22 protein-coding genes and 1 riboswitch are annotated in these 19,196 nt (G+C 37.1%); of the genes, 18 read left to right on the top strand and 4 right to left on the bottom strand.

The features are described from left to right. Positions 1-32: 32 nt before the first annotated feature. From ACFYKT_RS06670 to ACFYKT_RS06695, 6 genes are all read left to right on the top strand, one after another. On the top strand, positions 33-329 hold the full coding sequence (locus ACFYKT_RS06670; protein WP_389217266.1) for a hypothetical protein: 297 nt from the start codon (positions 33-35) through the stop codon (positions 327-329). Continuing rightward, the gene (locus ACFYKT_RS06675) at positions 326-1,342 is read left to right on the top strand and encodes an aminoglycoside phosphotransferase family protein (protein ID WP_389217269.1); all 1,017 of its coding nucleotides are present in this window, start codon (positions 326-328) and stop codon (positions 1,340-1,342) included. The genes ACFYKT_RS06670 and ACFYKT_RS06675 overlap by 4 nt, the downstream gene beginning before the upstream one ends. Before the next feature lie 239 nt (positions 1,343-1,581). Then, positions 1,582-2,097 carry a hypothetical protein gene (locus tag ACFYKT_RS06680; RefSeq protein WP_389217272.1) on the top strand — a complete coding sequence of 172 codons (516 nt, stop codon included), beginning with the start codon at positions 1,582-1,584 and terminating at the stop codon, positions 2,095-2,097. 319 nt (positions 2,098-2,416) lie between these two features. Further along, a complete protein-coding gene (locus tag ACFYKT_RS06685; protein ID WP_389217275.1) occupies positions 2,417-2,839 on the top strand; it encodes a DUF1801 domain-containing protein in 423 nt (140 codons plus the stop codon). Positions 2,840-2,969: 130 nt separating this feature from the next. Further along, positions 2,970-3,392 (top strand): VOC family protein, encoded by a 423-nt coding sequence (locus ACFYKT_RS06690; protein ID WP_389217278.1) that lies wholly within the window; start codon positions 2,970-2,972, stop codon positions 3,390-3,392. A 250-nt stretch (positions 3,393-3,642) separates the two neighbouring features. Further along, positions 3,643-4,164 carry a hypothetical protein gene (locus tag ACFYKT_RS06695; protein WP_389217281.1) on the top strand — a complete coding sequence of 174 codons (522 nt, stop codon included), beginning with the start codon at positions 3,643-3,645 and terminating at the stop codon, positions 4,162-4,164. A gap of 129 nt (positions 4,165-4,293) precedes the next feature. On the opposite strand, the gene ACFYKT_RS06700 is transcribed toward ACFYKT_RS06695, so the two are convergent. Further along, the gene (locus ACFYKT_RS06700) at positions 4,294-4,875 is read right to left on the bottom strand and encodes a sugar O-acetyltransferase (protein ID WP_389217284.1); all 582 of its coding nucleotides are present in this window, start codon (positions 4,873-4,875) and stop codon (positions 4,294-4,296) included. A 471-nt stretch (positions 4,876-5,346) separates the two neighbouring features. Here ACFYKT_RS06700 and ACFYKT_RS06705 point away from each other — a divergent pair, with 471 nt between their 5' ends. From ACFYKT_RS06705 to ACFYKT_RS06720, 4 genes are all read left to right on the top strand, one after another. Further along, positions 5,347-5,523, top strand: a complete 177-nt coding sequence (locus ACFYKT_RS06705) for a hypothetical protein (RefSeq protein WP_389217287.1) — start codon at positions 5,347-5,349, stop codon at positions 5,521-5,523. Between the two features lie 352 nt (positions 5,524-5,875). Further along, positions 5,876-6,469 (top strand): TetR/AcrR family transcriptional regulator, encoded by a 594-nt coding sequence (locus ACFYKT_RS06710; RefSeq protein ID WP_389217290.1) that lies wholly within the window; start codon positions 5,876-5,878, stop codon positions 6,467-6,469. Positions 6,470-6,533: 64 nt separating this feature from the next. Next, positions 6,534-7,217, top strand: coding sequence for a YqeB family protein (locus ACFYKT_RS06715; RefSeq protein WP_449257594.1), 684 nt, complete (start codon positions 6,534-6,536; stop codon positions 7,215-7,217). A gap of 44 nt (positions 7,218-7,261) precedes the next feature. Further along, positions 7,262-8,422 (top strand): DUF418 domain-containing protein, encoded by a 1,161-nt coding sequence (locus ACFYKT_RS06720; RefSeq protein WP_389217296.1) that lies wholly within the window; start codon positions 7,262-7,264, stop codon positions 8,420-8,422. A 355-nt stretch (positions 8,423-8,777) separates the two neighbouring features. Here ACFYKT_RS06720 and ACFYKT_RS06725 read toward each other — a convergent pair whose 3' ends face one another. Then, on the bottom strand, positions 8,778-10,130 hold the full coding sequence (locus ACFYKT_RS06725) for an MATE family efflux transporter (protein WP_389217298.1): 1,353 nt from the start codon (positions 10,128-10,130) through the stop codon (positions 8,778-8,780). A 132-nt stretch (positions 10,131-10,262) separates the two neighbouring features. Between ACFYKT_RS06725 and ACFYKT_RS06730 the strand changes: the two genes are divergently transcribed. From ACFYKT_RS06730 to ACFYKT_RS06765, 8 genes are all read left to right on the top strand, one after another. Further along, positions 10,263-10,943, top strand: coding sequence for a TetR/AcrR family transcriptional regulator (locus ACFYKT_RS06730; RefSeq protein WP_389217301.1), 681 nt, complete (start codon positions 10,263-10,265; stop codon positions 10,941-10,943). An 84-nt stretch (positions 10,944-11,027) separates the two neighbouring features. Next, positions 11,028-11,196, top strand: a riboswitch (M-box (ykoK) riboswitch). A gap of 322 nt (positions 11,197-11,518) precedes the next feature. Beyond that, positions 11,519-12,457, top strand: coding sequence for a magnesium transporter CorA family protein (locus ACFYKT_RS06735; protein WP_389217303.1), 939 nt, complete (start codon positions 11,519-11,521; stop codon positions 12,455-12,457). Positions 12,458-12,951: 494 nt separating this feature from the next. Next, complete coding sequence (locus tag ACFYKT_RS06740; protein ID WP_389217306.1) at positions 12,952-13,164, top strand: hypothetical protein; 213 nt, start codon at positions 12,952-12,954, stop codon at positions 13,162-13,164. A gap of 381 nt (positions 13,165-13,545) precedes the next feature. Continuing rightward, entirely contained in the window at positions 13,546-13,866 is a 321-nt protein-coding gene (locus tag ACFYKT_RS06745; RefSeq protein WP_389217309.1) for a PadR family transcriptional regulator, read from the top strand. A gap of 69 nt (positions 13,867-13,935) precedes the next feature. Next, a complete protein-coding gene (locus ACFYKT_RS06750) occupies positions 13,936-14,277 on the top strand; it encodes a DUF1048 domain-containing protein (protein ID WP_389217312.1) in 342 nt (113 codons plus the stop codon). Between the two features lie 170 nt (positions 14,278-14,447). Beyond that, a complete protein-coding gene (locus ACFYKT_RS06755) occupies positions 14,448-15,206 on the top strand; it encodes an ABC transporter ATP-binding protein (protein WP_389217315.1) in 759 nt (252 codons plus the stop codon). Continuing rightward, entirely contained in the window at positions 15,207-15,956 is a 750-nt protein-coding gene (locus tag ACFYKT_RS06760; protein ID WP_389217317.1) for an ABC transporter permease, read from the top strand. Between the two features lie 149 nt (positions 15,957-16,105). Beyond that, on the top strand, positions 16,106-16,549 hold the full coding sequence (locus tag ACFYKT_RS06765) for a carboxymuconolactone decarboxylase family protein (protein ID WP_389217319.1): 444 nt from the start codon (positions 16,106-16,108) through the stop codon (positions 16,547-16,549). 474 nt (positions 16,550-17,023) lie between these two features. Here the strand turns inward: ACFYKT_RS06765 and ACFYKT_RS06770 are convergent, their stop codons facing one another. After that, on the bottom strand, positions 17,024-18,085 hold the full coding sequence (locus ACFYKT_RS06770; RefSeq protein WP_389217321.1) for an undecaprenyldiphospho-muramoylpentapeptide beta-N-acetylglucosaminyltransferase: 1,062 nt from the start codon (positions 18,083-18,085) through the stop codon (positions 17,024-17,026). A gap of 237 nt (positions 18,086-18,322) precedes the next feature. Continuing rightward, complete coding sequence (locus ACFYKT_RS06775; protein WP_389217323.1) at positions 18,323-19,057, bottom strand: DUF3888 domain-containing protein; 735 nt, start codon at positions 19,055-19,057, stop codon at positions 18,323-18,325. Between the last annotated feature and the right edge of the window lie 139 nt (positions 19,058-19,196).

Below are 19,196 nucleotides of genomic sequence, written 5' to 3' on the forward strand. Positions count from 1 at the left end.
GCGACAGCAGCTTTTTTAGAGGCTGCTTGTCCGTGGCATTTTTGCGTCCAAAAAACAACATTAAAGGAGCTAACAAAAAAAACATGATGGATTTGAAAACCTATGGCTATACAGAAATAGATACATTTCGCGACGGATTATTGCCCAGCAAGGTGACGGAGATTCGGCGCGAGCGGCCGCGTGAATGGTGGGAGTTTTATGTTGCCCAGCAGAATGAGAACAAGTATGTCCATGATAAAACGAGCTATCTCATAGAAAAAAAGGTGAGAAACAAAACGACCGCAAGGCAGAGCAAGCAAACGAAGAAAAAAGGAGATTGGAAGAAATGAATATTAAATTCGAAACACTGATCTGTGCCTTAAGCCAATTGTTCAAGAAGGATATCATCTCAGCCGAATGTCAAACTATGCCGTTACAGGGCGGAACTGTGGGGAATGTATACCTGGTAACGGGGATCGCCGAAACCGCAGATGGAGAAAAATTGTCGTATCGTATCGTGTTGAAAATCCAGAAGAAATGGGAACGTTACGGTGATCCGGGTTCATGGCGCCGGGAATATGATCTTTATACGTCTGACTTTGGAGCAACGTTCTCGGATGCCTTCCGCTGGCCGGCATGTTATTATGCAGAGATCAATGAAGAAGAAAATGAATTCCAGCTGTGGCTGGAATATATCGATGGCGTAACTGGTTTAGACTTGACTGGTGACATGTATGAACAGGCTGCGTTGGAGTTAGGACGCTATCAAGGCAAGTTGTATGCGGAGCAGCCCTCTGTTCTGCAGAGCCTGAATAACCTAAGCCATGCGGATCTCATGAAGAACACATATCTGCATTACCGTTCATGGCCAGTCGTCTACGATTATATACGTTCGGAGGACTGCGAATTCCCGCAGCAAGTGCGGCAAATGCTCATTGACATTGATGACCACGCGGACGAGATACTTCCCCGTATCGAAAAATTGCCACTCGTGCTATGCCACCGGGACTTCTGGGTGACCAACTTGATCTATGCCGATGGGAAAATAGTGGTCATCGACTGGGATACTTCCGGATGGGGATACTTGGGCGAGGATCTCGCAAGCCTGATTGCGGATGAAGCGGATATCGATCACATGGTCGAATACTACCGACGATGTGTTCCCGCGTATTACAAAGGCTTTTCGGAGTATGCAGATGTATCCCCAATCGCCGATCATTGCGTCTATGAGCTGATCCTTCTCGTATTCGGATACAGGCTTGTGGAGTGGTATCTCCATACAGAGGACGATGACGAGAAGACGAAGATTGTCTTCACTCTTCAAAAAATCTATGAAATGAAGACCAGCCCTGCACAGGGTTGACTTTAAAAAAGAACTCCGAAAACCTTTGAATGTAGTGGGTTTTCGGAGTTTCTTTCATACTCCCATTCGATCTTGGCTGGTGGCTTGCTCGTCGTGTCGTTTTTAGGTGGGGCTTATTTATTTTATATGGTAATATTGGAACTTTTTAGCTAGTTAGTCGTAAGGTAAATGATGGGGAAATTCTTAGTGTGGCAAGTAAGTGAATCTTGGAAATATTTAGTGAGAGAAGGTGGAATTGATTGAAGTCAAACTTTCTTTTAATCACATGCACTTTATTATTATTCTTATTATCAGGTTGCACGAAAGCAACCGTGACTCATCCACTTGTAAAAAAAGAGATAGAAGGAATTGAAGACTTTTCACATGATTTTAAATTGCCGACTTTTATGCCATACAAAGTAAAAGAAACTTCATTATTTAATTATAATGATGGCAAGATTTTGGGTAGGAAAGATGGAAATTTCATCCTGGAAGTTTCTTTTCGCGGCAATGCTGAAAACGAATTTATCATTATTAGTATACAGTCAGAGATTGATCTTAAAAACTCAACTGGGGCAGCAGAGAAAGCAATACGTTTAAGTGATGGTACCGAAGCCGAATATTACTACAATGGTAGTTCACAGATAGTGACATGGAATAATTTAGGCTTAAATTACTCAATACATGTATACTTAAAAGAAAAGGGGAAAGAACAGTATTCCCTAGAAGAACTTATAAAAATAGCTGATTCACTTGAACCTTATTATAAAGGGTAATGAAAGATGGTTCTGAACTTAGAGGTTTTGATAGATATCCGAAAATATCGGTAAGTTTTGACATACAGCAATCTGGCGCATTTCTTTAATAGGGAATGCGTATTTTTCCATTTATGGGCCCGATTCATTAGTGACGTTAATGGATATTATGAAGAAATACACTAAAATACGCGGGGGACAAACATGGAAAATTTATCTGTGATGGTGACGGACTTAAAGATTATTCTTTTTTGCAGGAAATTGGACTTGTATTTTAGAATGTAATAATGATGAAAATAATGTAAACAAGTAATTACTTAGAGAATAGGAGAGCGCATATATGTATGAACCGAAGATGAAAGAGACCGACAAAAGTGTAATTGAATTTATTGAAAATGTGGAAAATGAGAAGAAGAAGGCAGATGCCTATCAGTTATTAGAAATCTTTGAAGAGGTAACTGGTTACGACGCAAAAATGTGGGGTCCTAGTATTATAGGTTTTGGTAGCTATCACTATAAGTATGCATCAGGACATGAAGGGGACGCGCCTATAGTGGGTTTCTCACCGAGAAAGGCGAAAATTAGTCTATATTTGGCCTATGAAAGTGAGGAAAGAGAAAAATTATTAGAAAGCTTTGGTAAATACACGAAAAGTAAGGCTTGTATTTATGTTAATAAATTAGCTGATATCGATACCAATGTTTTAAAGGATTTAATTATATATACAGTAGAAACATATCAGAATCTTTATCCGAACAACTAAGGATATAGTCATTGTTCTAAATCCATGTCCTACTGACTTTTTGTAACTGTAATTATCTGTTTCCCCATCCGCATCAATGCCTTGTGAAAATCGTTTATTGGTGCTATAAAAATCAGAGGAGCTGAAAAAAGTGAAATTTATTCCTTATTTACAGTTGAACGGAAATGCAAGTGAAGCAATTGGATTTTACGAAAAGGTATTTCATGCAGAAAATTTAGGAGTTATTACATTTGGTGAAATGCCTACTACCCCAGATTTTCCTTTCCCCGAAAATGCAAAAGACCTTGTTTCACACGCTATGATAAAGGTAGGAGAATCAGTAATTATGTTTTCAGATACATTCCCAGGTCAACCAGCTCAAGAAGGAAACCTGGTGACCATTTGTGTCACGTTCGACAATGCAGACAAAGCTCGCCAAATTTTTGATGCCTTACAGGATGGCGGACAAGTTGAAATGCCACTAGCAGAAATGGGTTTTAGTCCTGCTTACGGGGTGATTAAAGATAAATTCGGTGTAACCTTCCAAATTTACACTGAAGGAAATCAAGGTTAGTACATACGTTAATAGTAAAAAAACGGCTTTGTACGAATCACAAAGTCGTTTTTTTATGGCTCCTTTTTGTCGGAATAACCTGCGTATGAATAAGACTCTCCTTGGAACATAAGTTAATCTAGATTAATTGATTTAAACAATAGGAGAATCAAAGAATACAGATATTCAGAAGTGTGGGAAAAGTATCAACAAGATAAAAAGACTTTATTTAATCGAGTCTTATCGTAATATAGGAAGAGGAGGTAATAAATTGAAAATAAGAAAACGTATATTTGGATATGTCATAGATTTTTTTCTTTCAATAGCTATCTGTATATTTCTTTCAATCCTAACATTTATTATTGCAGCAATAGTAGCTTTACTATTTTTACCTTTCGTTGCAAGTGACGGAGATACATGGAATCCAATATTAAATGTAATAATGAATGGCATGCTGTTGTTTAGCGTTTTCGTGTTTATGGTCACATCACTAGGAGCTAATTTCAAATTAACCTTAACATGGGGTTACAAATTTAACGGTTTGATACTGGGGAATACTAGTAAATTTAAATTGTTTACATGGTGGTTTATAAGAAATGGAATAGCAGGTCTCTTTATCTTCTTATTTGCTTATCATTTAGCAAATGACAAGGACTATAAGTATCTATTCTTGCCTATTTTTATTTACATAATCTATTTATTGATAGATGGGATCGTGTTCCTCGTTACAAAGGGAAAGAGAACTTTTACAGATATTTGGACGGGCATAGAAGTGTTAGAAAAAATAAAGTAGTAAAAGATAAACGGTCTGGATCTAAAAGGTAAGGCATATTTATTATTTGGGAATGTTGGTTTTTTTATTTCAAATTCCTTTATGAATAGAGCGCAATTCTGCAGCAAGAATTACGCTCCTTCTTATAAACTACTTTAAATCATTACTTATTTTTTTTACAGCTTTTGCTGGCACTCCTGCAACAACTGTATTTTCTGGGACATCCTTAGTCACCACTGCTCCTGCCGCAACAACAGAGTTGTCACCAATTGTCACACCTGGCAGGATGGTTGAGTTTGAACCAATCCACACATTTTTCCCAATTACGACTGGAGAGGGGTATGTCGTGTTTCTAGTTTCTAAAGGCAACCCATGATTAAGTGTAGCAATGGTGACATTCATACCGATTAGGGAACCATCTCCTATAGTTATTCCACCTCTATCTTGGAAGGAACAGCCAGTGTTAAAAAACACGTTTTTTCCAATGGTGATATTTTTTCCAAAGTCTGTATAAAAGGGCGGAAAACACATAAATGATGGATCCACTTTATTACAGGTCAGTTCACTGAAAATATCCACTATCTCTTCTTTTGAATGATAGGATGTATTCAGCTCCATTGTTATTCTTTGAGCTTCATAACTGCATTGAGTTAATAGGCCATGCAATTCTTTATCCTCACCTGAAATGGGATTGCCTTGCTTGCAAAAATCGATAAAATCTTTCATGTTCATTTGAATAGATCCCCTCTCTTTTTCTATGTGGAAAATAAATGGTCAGTCTGAGTAATTGATGTACGAAGTAATAACCAGCGAAGTAGAATTAGGCAGACTGACATTTACATACTTGGTTGTGAGTAGATGCTTATAAATGTTTTTTGTTAGTATTTCCTATTCAGTTTTCAAATAAAGAAGGGGTCCCAAAAGCAGGGGCTTTTAAGACACCTTAAAATGAACATTAAAATAATCACCAATCACATTGTACTGATGTCAATCACGAATCGATACTTCATCTACTACAAAAGAATCTATTATGAAAATAAGTAGTTCTGTTTTTGTAGAGAAAACTATAAATAACATAGTAAATAGGTGTTAAATCGTTATAATGGTAAATTATAGCAATTTTTCCAAAATTTAAAATTTAATGTATAATTATTAAAGAATAGTTGTTACAGACTGTGAATAACAAATGAGGGGGGAATTTATATGAATTCATTTATTGAAGTAACTGATAAAAAGTCAAAAGAAAAAATACTGATTAACACCTTGTTAATAGTGGATGTAAGAGGAAGTTGCATAACAACTACTATGGGTTTTAATATATGTAAATACAAAACTTTAGAAACTTATGAAGAAATAATGGAGAAATTAATCAAAAAATAAAATACTTTTTACTTCACTGTTCGTGAAAAAAATACAATAAAGTTATAAGAGGCTGGGACAAAAGGTTTTCAGCAACTAAAAAAGCCGAACTATTATTAGAAATGCTAACACAGCATTCTGCAATAGTTCGGTTTTCTATATTTAGATACTAAAAAAGTGAATTTATCATACGGCTTTGGACACGGTTAAATTAGTTATGTCCCAGCCTCTTTTTGTTATTATTATTGCTAATTTATATGCAATTTTCTCACATATTTTCAATTTGACAAGAATGTAAGATACACATAAAATAAAATTAATTGAACGACCAATCAAAAAAATGAACGATCAAATAATTTGAGGGTGAATAGGAATGGATGACAGACAATCATTTATAGCAGAAGCTAGGAGAGAACAAATCATCAGGGCGGCGATTGACGTATTAAGGGAAATTGGTTATGTAAGCACAAGCCTTGGAAAGATTGCGAAAAAAGCGAACATAAGTACAGGTTTGATTTCTTATCATTTTTCAGGTAAAGAGGATTTGATGAACAATACGCTAATGTATTTGGTTGAAAATGAGTGGGATTTTATTAATGAGCGGGTAGAACGGAAACATTCAGCTACTGAAAAATTAATAGCCTTCATCGAAGCTAGTCTAGCGCATCAAATCACAAACCGAATCAATAATATCGCTTTAATAGAAATTGTTTTTAATGCACGTACACCAGATCATGTTCCCTATTATTTGATAGAAGATGATGAAGAGGATTTAAAAAGTGGGTTATTAAAAGAAATTCTTCTTCAGGGGCAAGAATCCAAGGAATTTGGAGAGTTTAATCCAAAAGTTATTTCAACTGTCATTCAAGGGGCAATATCGGAATCGATGTTAACATCCCAAAATGAAGGCAGCATAGAGGAATTTAGTGAAGAGCTAGTAAAAAGTATATTGAAAATAGTTAAATAAACACGTTTCTGTGAAATTGAAAATAGTTGATTCTTTATATAGTAAAGATGAAAGGACAGAATTCATGAAAGAAAAAGTTCTCGGGCTCAGTAAGTTCGAAAAAACCCTAATCTTTATAGTCCCTATGATACTAGGAGGCTTGCTTGGCTGGTATTTACCTGTCATTGGAAATTGGATATTAAAACTGCCTATCGTTCCTTTTGAGAAAATAATTGAATTCATTGCCTCATGGAATAGTCTATGGGTTTCTATCGCAGCCGCCATTATTGGAATCATTTTGGGCGCGCTGCTGGCATTGATAATATTTGCTGAAAGCCTTGAAGTTGTAATTACTTTCGAAGACCTGAAATTAAAATTAGGTGATAAGGAAGACACCATTGATAAGAAGGATATTTCTGCGATTTATATGGAAAAGAAGCAGCTGATTATTCTTGGAAAAGATAGCAATGAATTATATAGAGAGATTTTTGATGTGAAAAAGGAGCCTGTTGTTCAGGCGGCTTTTAATGAGTATCAATATCCATGGGTTGAGAAAGACCCATTCGAAGATCAATACCAGCGATGGGTGCTCGGACATCCTGACTTTCCAGAAAAAATAAATGCTTTATTATATGCTCGGGAATGTGCTTTAAGAGAGGACAAAAAGAAAGATGCTAAATATCTGCGAGTGGATTTAGCTAAGCTCGGCGTTGTCATTAAGGATGAAAACAATGGTCAATATGTGAGGCTTGCTGAAAGGACAAATTAGAGTTATTCAGATAGAGGGAAGAAGAAGGGCAAGGAGAAGAATCATTGAACAAACAACCAAACAATCAATCTTTTAATAAACGAGCCATTTCATTAGATTTAGCCAGAGGATTTATGCTTTTATTAATCGTACTTGCTCATGCACCATTATATTTATACACTTCAGAACCAGGGATCATGAGTCGCCCGGAAAGTCTTGGTTTTATAGATACGATTATAAACACTATTGGAGAACTATTGATAGATAATCGTGCCCGTCCAATGTTTGCCGTTTTATTTGGCTATGGATTAGTGATGATATTTGAAAAACAGCTCTCAAAAGGAAAATCTATAAAAGAAACCCAAAAAACAATTAGACGAAGATGTTTCTATTTAATCTTGTTCGGAATAATATTGGCCGTCTTTATCGGTGGCCAAGATATATTGATGGCTTATGGGATCGCTGGTCTTATGGTAATCTGGTTGTTGCCACGCGGTAATAAGGCTTTAATTAAAGCTACCATTTTAATCACATTAATTACGATGCTGTATCTTCCATTTATATGGGGCACATTTATTAATGATATGGGCAGGTATGGGTTTGGCACTGACTTTTCGGAGAATGACAGATATCTGCAATTGTTTACGGAAACTATTATTTCCTTTCCTATTATTCCTGTCTTCATTCACTTTCTTTTTCCTGTAATCCCTTCTGTGCTTATAGGAATTTGGGCTGGAAGAAAGCGACTTTTAATTGATTCACATTTGTATCATACGAAATTAAAGAAAATCGCTAGTATCGGAATAACCATATCAATTATTGGTGCTCTTCCATTAGTAATGATTGATAAAGGATGGGAACCTAGCTTTTTTGCCGCTGGTATCATTTGGGCGGTTCACATTATAACAGGGATGGCTGCTGGAATAGGGTATGCGGCCTTATTTGGAGTAATAGGCAACTCGATTAAAAACCCTCGTTGGCTAACAAATTCATTGACTGCTTTAGGTAAACGTTCGCTCACCTTTTATGTTCTAAATGAAACCTTGTTAGTGATTCTCTTGTCGCCCGTCGCTTTCGATTTGGGTGGAAGATTAACCAATACCGGAGTCACATTGATTGCTATTTCTGTATGGATACTAGCTGTAATCTTTGCAACCATCTTGGAAAAACTCCATATGAATGGACCACTTGAAACCTTAATGTGTCGTTTAGTTTATAGGAAATAGGTAAGGTGCTTTATAATAGTAGGAATAAGATGGCCCTCTCAAATGAGAAGGGCTTTTTAATTTGCTTGTTAATTTTTAAAGGATGTTAGCTTAAAGAGAAACCGAAACAAGAGCCACTAAAGAAATTAAAAATTGTTTACAATTGAAAGAAGAGATTAAACAATGATGTAAATTAATTTTTTTATGCAAAACGGGGCAACACCCCTGTGCTGTAATAGATTAATGGAAAAAACGTATCCATATACTTCAGATGCCAAAATTGAAATTCCTCTTATAATTGTTAATTGATCAAATGATCTTTCTCAATCGGGCTCTAGCTTGAAATAATGATCAGCACTCATTTTTCATTAGATTTCTACTGTACTAATCCATCTAAATCCGGTTGCAATTTATTCCGCAGAATATACAACATGACGGCTCCAACAAGGAACGCGACGGCTTCTGCAATGACGAGTGACCAGACCACTCCGTGGAAGCCGTTCATTCGATTGGCGATATATAACACAGGAATCAAAGTAATTCCTTGAATAATTGACATGATAAATGCGGCGGTTCCTTGCGCTGTTGCTTGGAAAATCCCCGTAAATAACATGGTCAATCCATTAATAAATAAGGATAAGAACGTTACATGCAGAATGTAGCTGCCCAATTCAATTAATTGCGGGTCATTCGTAAATAAACCAATTAAATGGTCAGAAATCAGATAGACAATAACGCCGAGCATGACGGCTAAGACTAAAATTGCTTTAATAATAAACCCAATTGCTTGCTTCATACGTAATTTATTCGCTGTAAAAGAGAAGGCAATCAATGGTACGACTCCCTCGCATAAGCCCATCAGAATAAACTCAGGAAATTGTAATAAACGTGATGAAATTCCGTAAGCCGCTATAGCCTGATCTCCATACTCGACAAGAAAATGATTCAAGATGAGCGACATTGCGCCCAGAAAGATACTCATAACAAAGACCGGAACTCCAATTTTGATTACATTACTCAGAATCTCTTTAGTAATCTTGAACCATTTTACTGAGATGGTTAAGAATTGACTCTTACGTTCCAAATAGACGGCGAAGTAAACACTCGCAACCAAGTTGGAAATGACTGTAGCTGATGCAACCCCGATCACCTCCCAATGGAACACGAAGATGACTAAAGCATCAAGAATAATATTTAATACAACACTGAGAATCATGCCGATCATAGATGTGATTGCTGCACCCTCTGAGCGGACAATATTCTCCAAAGTGAAGAATAATATTACGAATGGGGAACCAATAAGCATAATCATGACATAGTCCTTCGTATAGTTGAAGGACTCAGGTGTTGCCCCTAGACTATGAACGATGGGATCGATTAACGGGAGGCTGACGACAATTACGATAAGACCGAGAACTAAACTGCTGTAAAAGGCGAATGAAGACACATGCTTAACCACAATATAATTCTTCTCTCCCAGCAAACGGGAGATGAACGTACCGCTGCCCATGCCAATCAAGTTGCCCAATGCCATTATGATCGCGAATAACGGTAAGGTTAGTTCGAGTGCGGTTAACATGGCAGTACTGTGAAGGGTACCAAGGAAATAGGCATTCAAGATGGAATAGATAACGCTCATTGATGAGCCTAACATCATCGGTACAGCAAAGTGAGCTACGGCCTTTGGAATCGGTGCTTTTTCAAAAAAATGGAGGTTTTCTTTATCCATTTGGATCACTACTTTCTATATTTATGATTAATCTAACAGTGTTAGTTTGAATCTTACAGTGTTAGATGCTATCATAATTGTAGAAAGCTGTAAAGAAAAAACTTACACTGTTAGATAAAAGGATGGAGATGTATGAAAAAACAACAGCCTCCAATTTCAGAGGATACGATCTTAGAAGCTTCGTGGGAGCTTCTGGGGGAGGAGGGTCTTGAGAAGTTCAGCTTAAGACGTTTGGCGACCCGGCTTGGGATTCAGGCTCCCTCTTTGTACTGGTACTTCAAGAGCAAGCAGAAACTCTACCAGCGTCTGGCCAACCATGTATCAAAAACAATTCTAGAGGAGTTTCACTCAGACGGAGATTGGAAGGAACAGCTGACGGTGCTTGCGGTAACTGTACGCAGTGTGCTTAGTCGGTATCCCTGCTCAACACAGCTCATGATGATGACTTTGCCCCATGAACCGGACATTATTCGGTTCACCAATCGTATGCTGCTTTGCGTGGAATCGACACCTCTTAAGCAAGAGCAGAAAATGCAGGTGGTTACTACGCTTGTAAACTATGTCTTTTACTTCGTGCTAGATGATTATCAGCATGAACGCAATATTTCCGTTATCCTAAAGGAACAGGAAACGTCTCCTGGTGAGGAAATGGTTCGACTTCTGAACTCCATGAGCGAGAAGGAAGCAGGACTATTCCAGAGGATGTTTACAAATGGGCTGTTCGACCTGATGGGAACCGATAGGGCGTTTGAGTTCGGCTTGAATTTGATACTGTTAGGGATTGAGCAAGTGATAATGGTTCAGGGGAAGTAGGACCATAGATTGCCTAGTACTTTAAAGTCTGGAAATATATGATTGACTAATCTTAGTGGGAAGTGTAATATGTCAATGTTAATAATAATTCCTCGTTAGGTGAGGCTCCTATACAAACATAGGCTACTGCCCGGAAACATCGAAAGATGCCAATGGGTAGAACAGGAATTGCCGAATTAAGGCTTTTCATAAGGTAGCTAAGGATTTTTCCTTTACGTTGTATAGTGCCAAAGCTCTACTGTGGGGGAGAAGTTTACGTGCTTTTTTTGTACGCTTATCTAACCCTCTAGGAATCTATCTAGAGGGTTTTTTTATATTTGAAAGGGGGAACAAATTACATTGGATAGTAGCAGTGAGAGGTGCCAATTATATATAACTTGTATCAATATTCTGTACAGAGAGACTGCAAATCTTACAGTATCCCAACATGTTCCCCCTACTTTAGTTTGGATTTATCAACTTGTGTAGGACATGTAAATTTAAGAAATTCCTATTTTACATGTTAGTGTAACATGGTTGTTTTCGATTTAGCAGCGATCCCTGTTTTCAGGAAAGATCGAAAGGATGAGAAAGCCATGTTGAAAATCTATAAAACTGATGTAGCTGGAAAAACAAATGAGATTAATCAATTTGAAAAGGGTTACTGGATAAATCTTTCTACTCCTTCAAATGATGAACTTAAAAAGGTATCACAACTTTGTAATATCCCAATTGAGTTTTTAGAGGATCCGTTAGATTTAGAAGAAAGTGCTCGAATTCAATATGATGAAGAGACAAATTGTACATTAATTATTAATGATTTTCCGACTATTGATGCTAGTAACCATCAATTTGATTCATATATTACCATCCCTATTGGTATAATCATAGGAACGGATTATATTGTTACGGTCTGTAACCAATCCACAAACCTTTTAGAAAATTTAATTAAGAAAAATGTTAACACCTCTATGAAAATTCGTTTTGCATTAGAAATATTATTGTCAATTTCAATGCAGTATATAGAAAAACTAAAACTGCTTAACAAACAACGTCTTAAAATTGAGAGTAACTTACGTGATTCATTAACAAACAAGCAACTCTATGACCTAATGGAGATCGAAAAAAGTTTGGTCTATTTTCTCACATCATTAAAAGCTAATGCGGATGTTATAACTAAACTATTTCGTACCAATTCCATCAAGTTATATGAAGAGGACAAAGATCTTCTAGAGGATGTAAAAATTGAAAATAATCAAGGAATTGAGACCACTGAATTATATACAAGAATTTTGAACAGTATAACGGGGTCGTATTCTTCGCTAATATCTAATGAATTGAATAAAACAATGAAAACTCTTACGTTATTTACAGTTTTTTTAACTCTTCCAACACTAGTATTTAGTTTCTTTGGTATGAATGTTACCTTACCTATTGAAGATAAAGATCCATTTTCTTGGATTATTACATTGATAATCGCATTAATTTTAGTTATTTGGATCGGATTGGCATTATGGAGAAAGAGAATATTTTAATTATCATTTATTAAAAAAAGGCAGTCGATTGATTAACAAATCGGACTGCCTTTTTATATGATCTGTCTTCAGTTGTGAGGACCTTATTCAGAAGCAACCGGTTTGTACGGTGAACACCGGTCGTGATCATGAATGGAACTTACGTTACCGGGTCATCTCGCTACTTTGTAATGAAGTCTCAGATATTTGGGCCACCTATTTTAATCGGGGAAACTGTTAATAAAGAGAAGACAAAACAAAGGTTTTTAACTATGATAAACATGAATGAACATTTTATTCCAGCAAAATCATGAATGGAAAAGTAGTTGAATTAAGAAAATTAAATACGGAGGGTGGTCTTTACTATAAAAAGAAAATCATTTGCCGTTTTTTTTATTTTTTTGTTAATAACATCAGGTTGCTCTAACAACGAATCAAGTGAGTTTAATAGTAAGTATCGGCTTAAAATTGATAACTTCTATTCTGTCAGCATAACTGTAGATGGGATACAAATTTTGGAATCAAGTGATAAAGCAGTAATAGAAAAAATAATTAATGAAATAAACAAAAGTAAAAAAGAGCTGGCAGCAGAAATGGAATTTACAGAAGAGCCAAATGGTTTGATTACATTAATTGGTGAGAAGGAAGTAGAGGTTCCCTATTTTAAAAGAACTGGAAGAGCCCTTTTTAATCATTATTATCTTCATACTGAGTTTAACTTCGAATAGTCTTCTTTCACAATCGAGTGCTTTCCTGCAGCAAGGAATAGCGCTTATTTTCATTTTAGGGCGATTTAATGAAATAAATCTAACGGTTTTTTTCCTTTATAAAAACATAAATGCCCAACTCAAAGCTCCATAAACTCTGTATCTAATAGAAATAGCTGGTTTTAAAAATATTAGAAATTCCAGTTGACAGTCAATCTACTGCGTGATACGATATACTTGTAGTAAGTCTTACTGAATACTGAGATGAAAAAAATCTCTAAGAAAAATAATTGAGGCCATACTTAATAGCATGTGTTTCTAAAAAGCTATTAAGTAAAAATTTTGTCCTTAGTAATAAGTTATACTGAATATAAGTCAGACAGAATAGAGGAGGCTCTGAACGTGGAAAATTTAACTGAAATGCTTAAGGGTTCGCTTGAAGGCTGTGTACTGGAAATCATCAGCCGCCATGAAACCTATGGTTACGAGATTACCCGCCGCCTGAACCAGCTTGGGTTTACCGAAGTCGTGGAAGGGACTGTCTATACCATTCTTGTGAGATTAGAGAAGAAAAACCTCGTGAACGTAGAAAAGAAACCTTCAGATATGGGGCCGCCCCGCAAGTTTTACTCACTTAATAAGGAAGGCCGACAGGAACTTGAATTGTTTTGGAAAAAGTGGGATTATGTATCATCAAAAATCAACGTTCTGAAGTCTATCTAACTGCATAAGATATTCCATCGCTATTTTGGGCGTATCTAGTTCAGCTTAATAAAAAAGGAGGAAAATAACATGTTGGAAATGTTCAAAAAATTAATTGGTGATAAAAAAGAGTACAAAATGATGATGGCTCGGGTTGAAGACTTGCCAAAGGATTACCAGTTTGTATTTAAAAAGATTCAAAATTACATGTGGAATTTTACAGCGGGCAACGGAATGGATATGCTGCACATTCAGTATGAATTAATCGAGTTGTTCGAAGCTGGTGCTGCGGAAGGCAGAAATGTACTGGATATCACTGGGGACGATGTGGCATCCTTTGCTGATGAACTAGTGGCAAACGCTAAAACCTATGTCGCCAAGTATCGTGAAGATTTAAATCAGAGTATCATGAAGCAATTAGGAAAAAAGTAAATTCAATAGATCATACCGACTGAATAGATGGTTACAAATGTGAATTGCTGCTATCGCTATTCAGTTATATTTTTATCCAGTAGTAAGTATTACAGATTATCAGTGAGACTAAATAGAGGGGAATCCTCAATCTAGCTCTGCAAGGAGCATCTAATAAGGAGGAAAAACGTATGAGTATAGCGATTTCTGTAAAAGAGTTAAAAAAATCCTTTAAAGACAAGGAAGTCTTAAAGGGGGTTGATTTTGAGGTGAAGCGTGGCGAAATTTTCGCATTGCTGGGCTCAAATGGAGCAGGTAAGACGACGACGGTTAACATCCTCTCGACGCTGATGAAATCCGATGGCGGTAAAGCAAGTATTTGCGGCTTTGACGTGCAGAGTGAGCCGGATCATGTTCGCCAGTGCATCAGCCTGACAGGGCAGTTCGCTGCTTTAGACGGTATGCTCTCAGGAAGGGAAAACCTAATAATGATTGCCAAGCTGCGGGGAGTTTCCAATCCCACCGGGGTTGCTGATGATCTGCTTGCAAGATTCAGCCTGCTTGATGCGGCCAACCGCCGGGCGGACCAGTATTCTGGCGGGATGAAGCGCCGGCTAGATATTGCCATGAGCCTGATCGGGACACCAGCAGTCATTTTTCTCGACGAACCAACGACAGGTCTTGACCCTGAAGCACGGCTTGAAGTCTGGGAAACCGTCAAGGAGCTTGCAGGAGCCGGAACGACTATTTTGCTGACGACCCAGTACCTGGAGGAGGCCGAACAACTGGCGGACCGTATTGCCATCTTGCATGGCGGAAAAATCATCACGACTGGTACTCTTTCAGAACTTAAAGAAATGTTCCCGCCAGCAAAAGTGGAGTACATTGAGAAGCAGCCGACATTGGAGGAAATTTTTCTCGCGATTATCGGCAAAAAGGAGGAGATGTAAATGAAAAGCAAAACAGGCGTTTTACTAGGGCGTTTAATGCGCAATATCATGCGCAGCCCAGATACGATTATCACAGTGGCAATTACACCGATCATGATGATGATGCTGTTTGTCTACGTATTTGGCGGAGCCATAGAGTCAGGTACGGACAACTACGTCAATTATTTATTGCCGGGAATTATATTGATGGCCATCGCATCCGGCGTTGCTTACACTTCATTGCGGCTGTTTACAGATATAAAGAGCGGGCTAATGGCGCGTTTCATTACTATGCCTATCAAGCGCTCGTCGGTCATGTGGGCTCATGTGTTGACCTCTCTTGTTTCCAATGCGCTAACTGTCGTAGTGGTTTTCCTTGTCGCTCTCTTGATGGGCTTCCGTTCCAGCGCTGATATCCTGGATTGGCTTGCCGTAGCTGGAATAATCGGTTTGTTTACGCTTGCGCTGACCTGGCTGGCGATCATTCCAGGATTGACAGCGAAGTCTATGGAAGGGGCGACAGCCTACTCGTACCCGCTAATTTTCCTGCCGTTTATCAGTTCGGCTTTTGTCCCTACTGAAACGATGCCTAAAGTTGTCCGTGCGTTTGCTGAGAACCAGCCCGTGACTTCAATCGTGAATGCGATTCGTGCCCTCTTGTATGATGGAGCTGTTGGCAATGATATCTGGATCGCACTTGTCTGGTGCGTCGGCATCATGATTATTGCTTATTTCTTCGCCAGTAAAGTATTTAAACGCCAGTTAGGGTAAGTACACCATCAGTTATCTTTCTCCCAAGTGCGCGAACGATAAGTGCTCATTTTTTGCCAAATTGTCGAGAAATGTCTTTATAAGAATGGTACAGAAGTGCTTGTATGGATATAATTATCTTATACTTAAATCAAAGGGGGATTTGCTAAATGAGCCAAAGAGTTTCTTACTATGAAATTTCACCTGATGGTATGGAAATTATGATGAGTATGGAAAAGTACACGAAAACAACAAGTATTGAACGAAAACTTCGTGAGCTAATTAAAATTCGTGTTTCTCAGATTAATGGATGTGCCTATTGCTTGAACATGCACTCAGCGGATGTACGAAAAATGGGTGAAACAGAACAAAGAATTTACTGTGTTAGTGCGTGGAAAGAGTGTGAATTCTATACAGAAGCAGAAAAAATAGCTTTGGAGCTGGCAGAGCATGTGACATTAATCCCGACAAAAGGGGTTCCAGACGAGCTTTATCAACGAGTACGTGAACACTATGACGAAAAACAGTATGTTGACCTTGTTCTAATCATTAATCAAATTAACAGTTGGAATAGAATATCAATTGCAATGGGCAATAGAGCCACAGTAAAATAATAACTCTAAAATGCATTTTTATAAGATCTAGCTATGGGGTGCCATTATTGAATAATGGCGCTTTTTTATGGTTAATTGTTACGTGGCATTTTGTTGCAACGATTTTGTAAAGGGGCAAATTATTAAAAACGAAACGAACGAGTCAGTTGATAAGGTGTTGAATCTTTAAAGACAGTCAAAGGAAAAGTGTTTTTAACAAGCAATAGAGTCCTGTTAACATAGTTTCAATTGCTTATCATATCAAGATGGGGTTTGAAATTGAAAAGGAAGATAACAAAATTGATGATGTTTCCATCAACACTGAATATGATGGCCCAAATCAAGATCGAGTATTATTTTTGAAAGAGTTAGTTTAATATGAGAAACATTTCTCCATTAAAGGACGCGTTTCTGGAAAAAACAGAGACACACTTTTGTAGGGTTAATAACAGCATGACTGTCACTAACCCTACAAGTAGCTGGATTTATTAATCATTATTTTTGAAATTCTTTTATCAAGACTGAAAGCGCGTCACCCACAGGTGAAGATTCCATTGAACGAATGATTTTTCCCCTGTTTTCTTCGAGGGCTTCCAATGATTGAATGAGACTGTTTTTTGTTAATTTCTCTTCCTCCAAAGTCAGTGCGTATCCTTTTTTCGTAAAGGCTTCTGCGTTTAAAATTTGATCACCTCTACTTTGCTTCTTGGTTAGAGGGATAATTAACATGGGGATATTTAAAGCCAGAAATTCGAAAATAGCATTGGATCCTCCCCTTGTAACGATTGTGTCTGTTGCAGCAAGGATATCAGGAAGCTCTTTGTTTACGTACTCGAATTGTCGATAATTTTTAATGTTATTCAGTCTCTCATCTATCTGCCCTTTTCCGCAAAGATGAACGATTTGGTAGCGGGAAGTAAGCTTATTTAGACAATCCCTGATGGTTTCGTTAATTTTTTTCGCTCCCAGACTGCCTCCCATTACTGTTAAAATGGGTTTTTCTTTCTTAAAATTAAGAAACTGTATTCCTTTTTCCTTATCACCTAAAAAAATCTCCCTCCTTATTGGAGAACCAATGGCAACCGTTTTATGTGCTGGAAAATGCTTGGCTGCTTCTTCAAAGGATGTAAAGATTGTTGAAGCAAAACGCTGAGAAATTTTATTAGCCAATCCTGGAGTCAAATCACTTTCATGTATATATATTGGTATGTTTAGTGAACTGGCAGCAATGATAACTGGAACAGAGACAAAGCCTCCTTTTGAAAAAACAAGTTTAGGTTTTAGCTTTTTTAGAAGCTTTCTTGCTTCTATAATTCCCTTTAATACTCGAAATAGATCCTTCACATTTTCTGCATCCATGTACCGCCGGAGCTTGCCGCTGCTAATTCCGTAATAGGGGATATGCATGGCGGTAATTAGCTCTTTTTCTATTCCTTTTTTTGATCCAATATAATGAATGGTCCACTCTTCTTTTGAAAGCTCGTTAATAATGGCGATATTGGGAGTAACATGTCCTGCAGAGCCGCCTCCAGTAAACACGATTGATTGTTTATTCATTTTATACCTGCCTATGAGTTTATATATTTTCATTATAATTTATAAAGAGATGCAAGATAAGGTGAAAATGGATTTGTTGTTGAAATAAGTGCATGAAGAAAATAGCATAATGTTGTTATTGTTGTGCAAGCTTTGTAATTATAAGGAGAAGGTTATCATTTGTAATTTCGGGTATTAATAAGTTTTAAATCTGAAGGGGCGATAATCTAAGAACGGTTATCGTTCCCCAAAATGTTTTTAATGCTGACTTGTTTTCTGAAAGGCATTATTTCTTAATTCGATCTTCATCCATTCTTCTTTTGGAATGTCTCTATGTTTATAATTAAGAACTTTAATTTGGCTTCCATAAATTTGAAATGTAATTGTTTCTTCACCATAAGGCGGATTATGGGCACCCTCGAAAGTTCGAACTTGAACAGTTACATTTAAGTTGGAATCTGTCTCATCTCTCTCTATTTTTAGAATTTTTTCAAATCCCCGATCCCACAGTTTAGGTTGATAATATGTGTCAATAGCTTTACTTATTGGGTCTACTAAGCGTTCAATCAATGCTTCTTTAAGTAATTGTTTTGGAACGGGTATCCGGTTAATTTTCTTTCTTTTACTATCAATAATTTTCCACATATCTTTTAATGGCCCACTTGCTTGTTTTTCAACTGTATAGAGTACATTTGTGCCATCTTTCTTCCAAAGGTGCACATACCCTTTATTACCCTTGATATATAGTTGTGGTTCATCAATCCACTCTTCTTCTAACTGAATAATTGTAAAATACAATTGAGCAAGCGGTGTTATTTTATAACCCAGCTGATTAAAATCTCCAAATCCATAGAGTTGATAACCTGTTAAGTCTATGTCGAAATTCATCCTATTATTATTGCCTTTTTGTTCAGTTGCATGGGATGTGTAAGGTACTAAAATACTCATAAGTAGGACAGTGATGACAGCAATTGTGGATAACTTTGAACTCATATTTAATCACCTCCATGATATATTGTGAGAATTGAGGTGATTTTATTTTTTTCCAAAGTAAAAAGTAGAGGTGATGATTGTATGTTTGATCAATTTCCATATGTTTGTCGTGTTGAATGGGGTAAACATGCTGCAAAGG

Origin of the sequence: Cytobacillus mangrovibacter, assembly GCF_042865275.1 — a bacterium.
GTDB classification, from domain to species: Bacteria; Bacillota; Bacilli; order Bacillales; family Cytobacillaceae; genus Cytobacillus; species Cytobacillus mangrovibacter.